This window comes from Pinirhizobacter sp., from assembly GCF_035317885.1.
In the GTDB taxonomy this organism is placed as follows: domain Bacteria; phylum Pseudomonadota; class Gammaproteobacteria; order Xanthomonadales; family Rhodanobacteraceae; genus Pinirhizobacter.
Genome location: NZ_DATHFX010000308.1, coordinates 1 through 4955, shown reverse-complemented (window position 1 = coordinate 4955; position 4955 = coordinate 1). Strand labels below are relative to the sequence as shown.

The 4955-nt window shown below is 65.1% G+C and carries 5 protein-coding genes; all 5 read left to right on the top strand.

Annotated elements, in window-relative coordinates:
* A partial coding sequence (locus VK519_RS10035) for an acetyl-CoA carboxylase biotin carboxylase subunit (RefSeq protein ID WP_324349460.1) occupies window positions 1-1133 on the top strand: 1133 nt, incomplete at its 5' end.
* Window positions 1133-2032: a 50S ribosomal protein L11 methyltransferase gene (gene prmA, locus VK519_RS10030; protein ID WP_324349458.1), complete on the top strand. Its 900-nt coding sequence runs from the start codon at window positions 1133-1135 to the stop codon at window positions 2030-2032. The genes VK519_RS10035 and prmA, both read left to right, overlap by 1 nt.
* A gap of 9 nt (window positions 2033-2041) precedes the next feature.
* Complete coding sequence (locus VK519_RS10025; RefSeq protein WP_324349457.1) at window positions 2042-2827, top strand: zinc-ribbon and DUF3426 domain-containing protein; 786 nt, start codon at window positions 2042-2044, stop codon at window positions 2825-2827.
* 235 nt (window positions 2828-3062) lie between these two features.
* Window positions 3063-3296, top strand: a complete 234-nt coding sequence (locus tag VK519_RS10020) for a helix-turn-helix domain-containing protein (RefSeq protein ID WP_324349455.1) — start codon at window positions 3063-3065, stop codon at window positions 3294-3296.
* A gap of 191 nt (window positions 3297-3487) precedes the next feature.
* On the top strand, window positions 3488-4955 hold a 1468-nt coding region (gene purH / locus VK519_RS10015; RefSeq protein ID WP_324349453.1), incomplete at its 3' end, for a bifunctional phosphoribosylaminoimidazolecarboxamide formyltransferase/IMP cyclohydrolase.

Here is a 4955-nt window from a genome sequence, read left to right as displayed (position 1 = left end):
ATCCCGGCTACGGTTTCCTGTCCGAGCGCGCCGACTTCGCCGAGCAGGTGGAACAGTCCGGCTTCGTCTTCATCGGCCCCACTGCCAACGTCATCCGCATGATGGGTGACAAGGTGGAAGCCATCCGTGCGATGAAGGACGCTGGTGTCCCCTGCGTGCCCGGTTCCGGCGGCCCGCTGGGTGAAGACCCGGCCGCCAACGTCAAGATCGCCCGCGAAATCGGCTATCCCGTGATCATCAAGGCTTCCGGCGGCGGTGGCGGACGCGGTATGCGCGTGGTTCGCACCGAAGCGCACCTGGCCAATGCCGTCACCATGACCAAGGCTGAGGCCAAGGCCGCGTTCGGCAACGAACAGGTGTACATGGAAAAATTCCTGGAGAATCCACGCCACGTGGAGATCCAGGTGATGGCCGACGGCCAGGGCAATGCCGTCCACCTGGGCGAGCGCGACTGCTCCATGCAGCGACGCCACCAGAAGGTGGTGGAAGAAGCCCCCGCGCCGGGCATCACGCCTGAAGAGCGCGCACGCATTGGCAAGGTCTGCACCGACGCCTGCGTCCGCATCGGTTACCGCGGTGCCGGCACCTTCGAGTTCCTCTACGAGGGCGGGAAGTTCTACTTCATCGAGATGAACACGCGCATTCAGGTGGAGCACCCCGTCACCGAGATGATCACCGGCATCGATCTGGTGCGTGAGCAGTTGCTGATCGCCGGCGGCGAAAAGCTTTCGATCCGCCAGGAAGACGTGGTGATCAAGGGCCATGCCATCGAGTGCCGCATCAACGCCGAAGACCCCGACACCTTCATGCCTTCGCCGGGCACGGTGAAACGCTTCGAGGCACCGGGCGGCCCCGGCGTGCGCGTGGACACGCACCTGTACGACGGCTACCGCATCCCGCCCAACTACGATTCGATGATCGGCAAGCTGATCGTGCACGGCCCCGACCGTGACACCGCCATCGCCCGCATGCGCATCGCGCTGCTGGAGACGGTGATCGAAGGCGTCAAGTGCAACGTGCCGCTGCAGCAGCGCATCATGGCCGACAAGGGCTTCCAGGCCGGCGGGCAGAATATTCATTACCTCGAGAAGCGGATGGCGGAACAGAAAGAGGCGGCGGCGGGAACGCAGTAATGCCGTGGCTTGAGCTTTCCCTCACCATCACCTCGACCCAGCAGCCGGCCACCGAGGAAGCGCTCGACGATATCGGGGCGCTTTCGGTGACGCTGCAGGATGCCGACGCCGAAACACCTGATGAGCAGGCTATTTTCGAGCCCGGCGTCGGCGAACTGCCGCTGTGGCCGACGATCACCCTGCTTGCGCTGTTCGACGCCGATGTCGATCGTCGCGGCCTTTTGGCCGCGCTGGCCGATCGCCTGCCCTGGCTCGACACAGACATACTCGATTTCCGCGTGGTCGAGGACCAGGACTGGGAACGGGCCTGGATGGACCAGTTCAAGCCCATGCAGTTCGGCCGGAGGTTGTGGATCTACCCGTGGAACATCGAACCGCCCAAGGGCGGCGATGAAGTGGTGGTTCGCCTTGATCCGGGCCTGGCTTTCGGTACCGGTACCCACCCGACGACGGCGCTATGCCTGGAGTGGCTCGATGGCCTGGACCTGCATGGCCTGACGGTACTTGATTACGGTTGCGGCTCCGGCGTGCTGGCGCTGGCGGCGCTGAAGCTGGGCGCGGCGCACGCGGTGGGCATCGACAACGATCCCCAGGCGCTGACGGCTTCGCTGGACAACGCTCAACGCAACGACGTAGCCGATCGGCTCGAAGTGCACTTGCCCGGCGCCGGTAACGTGCCGCCTGCCGACGTGCTGGTGGCCAATATCCTGGCAGGCCCCCTCGATGAACTGGCACCCGCGTTCGCCGCCAGCATCAAGCCCGGCTCGCCGTTTGCCATGTCAGGCATCCTGGCCGGCCAGCACGAGGAACTGCTTGCCCGTTACGGCGAATGGTTCGACGACCTGGCCGTAGCCATCCGCGAGGATTGGGTCCGCGTCAGCGGCACGCGTCGCAGCTAGACTTAACCCATGTACACCCAGTGCCCCGACTGCCTCACCGTCTATGCGCTGCAGGCAGCGGCGCTGGTCCCGGCCTGCGGCTGCGTGCGTTGCGCCCACTGCAACAATGTCTTCCAGGCACTGGGCACGCTGTCGGAAATGCTGCCACCCGAACCCTTCCGCAGGCTCGACGAGCACGCCCTGGACCAGGAGCCTACCCTGCTCGACCAGGCGGTGTTCCGACCACCGGCGGAGCTCGTGGCCGAGGTTGCGCCAGGCCAGGAAGATTTCTCCCAGCTGACGTTTGCACCGCGCTTTGCACGTGATAAGCGCAAGCCGCGCAGGCCGCGCCATTGGTGGGGATGGACGGCCATCTGCACGGTATTGCTGTTGGGCTTGGCCGGCCAGCTCGGCTGGGCCAAGCGCGAGGCCCTGGTGGCCGACCCCACCATCGGCCCGATGCTTGCCTCGGCCTGCCATGCCATGGGCTGCCCGTTGCCACTGGTGCAAGACACGACCCAACTTAAACTGCTGGCCCGCGAGGTCACCGCGCATCCGAAAATTCCCGGCGCCTTGCTGATCACCGCGCACGTACGCAACGACGCCTCGTTCGCGCAGCCCTATCCGGTGGTAAGCATCACCTTAAGTGATGCCGACGGCAAGCGCCTGGCCATGCGCCGCTTCCGTCCTGAAGAATATGTCGGCGACGCCGCCACGGTGGCGCGCGGGCTCAAGGCCGCATCGGACTCGGTCATGGTGTTCGAAGTGCAAGACCCGGGCCAGAACGCGGTGAACTTCGAGTTCGCCTTCGAGTGACAGGCCAGTTGGCCGGTCTAGGAACTTTTCTTTTTCGCAAGCCTTAAAATCGTCGACGGACACAGGTATAGTCGATCCCTCGTGATCGATCGGCCGGCCATTCGAGCCTGGGCACCGCGGTCGTAACATTCCATGCAAAACCTGCAGGGCCAAGGCTGCCCCTGCGCTGTTCCGTGAGGGGATCGACGTGCACGCTGTCCGACTGACCGACGTTGAAGTGGCGAATGAACCGTCCATGCAGAGCGCCCTCAGTGAATGTGTCAGCCGTACCGTGCGTCGCTATCTGAAGGACATTGGTGACACGCATTGCGATGAAGGCCTGCATGCGCTGGTGATCCGCGAGGTCGAAGGGCCGTTGCTGCGCGAAGTGCTCGCCTTCCACGAGGGCAACCAGAGCCGCGCGGCTGCCGCGCTGGGCATCAATCGCGCCACGCTGCGCAAGAAGCTGACAGCCCACGGCCTGATCTGACCTCGACCAACGCCGTCGGCGTGATGACAGGCGGAACGGTTTGATCGGGGCCAGCCCGTGGGGCCGGGGCGTCGGGGGTCGTTTTCGTCACTAAGTCCTCGTCGGGCTTTGCCCTCCTGCGGAAGCGTTCCGAAAACGACCCCCGACGCCCCGGACGCTATAATGATGGGTCCCCTGCCTGGATTCCGGTCATGCCTACGCCCGATCTCGTCCCCGTCCGCCGCGCGCTGCTGAGCGTCTCCGATAAGCTGGGACTCATCGAACTGGCCAGGCGCCTGGCCGACAAGGGCGTGGAGCTCCTTTCCACTGGCGGATCGGCCAAGGCGCTGCGAGAGGCTGGCATCCCGGTGACCGAGGCCAGCGATGTCACCGGTTTTCCCGAGATCATGGACGGCCGCGTCAAGACGCTGCATCCGGCCGTCCACGGCGGCCTGTTGGGGCGTCGCGGCGTCGACGACGAGGTCATGCAAACCCACGGCATCGCGCCGATCGACCTGCTGGTGCTGAACCTCTACCCGTTTGAAAAGACCGTCGCCGCACCCGGTTGCACACTCGAAGATGCCGTGGAGAACATCGACATCGGTGGCCCCGCCATGCTGCGCGCGGCGGCAAAAAACTGGAACGACGTAGCCGTACTCACCGATCCGGCACAGTATGACAACGCGCTTACGCAGATCGAGACCCAAGGCGGTCTCGACCGGGCGACCCGCTTTGCGCTGTCGGTGGCGGCGTTCAATCGGGTGGCCGCCTACGACGCGGCCATCAGCAACTATCTTTCCGCCGTGCAACTCAATGACACGCAGACCGCCGTGGCCGGTGTCGACGCCTTCCCGGCGCAGGCCAACCAATCGTTCATCAAGGTGATGGGCCTGCGCTATGGCGAGAACCCGCACCAGCAGGCGGCTTTCTACCAGGACGCTGCGCCTGCCGCCGGAACCCTTGCCACGTTCCGTCAGTTGCAGGGCAAGGAACTGTCCTATAACAACATCGCCGACGCCGACGCCGCATGGGAATGTGTGCGCCAGTTCGACCTGCCCGCCTGTGTGATCGTCAAGCATGCCAACCCCTGCGGCGTGGCTGTAGCTGCCGAGCCCCTGGCCGCTTACGAACTGGCGTATGCCACCGATCCCACCTCGGCATTCGGCGGCATCATCGCCTTCAACCGGCCGGTGGACCATGCCACCGCGCAAGCCATCGTCAGCCGCCAGTTCGTCGAGGTACTTATCGCGCCGTCATTCAGCCCTGAGGCCCTGGCGGCAACGGCGGCCAAGGCCAATGTGCGCGTGCTGGAAATCCCCGGCGGCGACGGCCGCAATACCTTCGACTTCAAGCGTATCGGCGGCGGCCTGCTGGTGCAGACGGCGGACAACCACACGGTCAACCGCTCGGAGCTGAAGGCGGTAAGCAAGCGCACGCCCGACCCGAAGGAACTGGACGACCTCTACTTCGCCTGGACCGTGGCCAAGTACGTGAAATCCAACGCCATCGTGTATGCCCGCGACGGCCGCACCATCGGTGTGGGCGCCGGCCAGATGAGCCGCGTGGTCTCGGCGAAGATCGCCGGCCTCAAGGCCGAGGAGGCGGGCCTTACCGTACCGGGTAGCGCCATGGCCTCAGACGCCTTCTTCCCCTTCCGCGATGGCATCGACGCCGCGGCCG

Coding starts and splice junctions, on each gene's coding strand:
- VK519_RS10025 (WP_324349457.1), top strand. CDS start 2,042: ATGTACACCCAGTGCCCCGACTGCCTCACCGTCTATGCGCTGCAGGCA.
- VK519_RS10020 (WP_324349455.1), top strand. CDS start 3,063: ATGCAGAGCGCCCTCAGTGAATGTGTCAGCCGTACCGTGCGTCGCTAT.
- prmA (WP_324349458.1), top strand. CDS start 1,133: ATGCCGTGGCTTGAGCTTTCCCTCACCATCACCTCGACCCAGCAGCCG.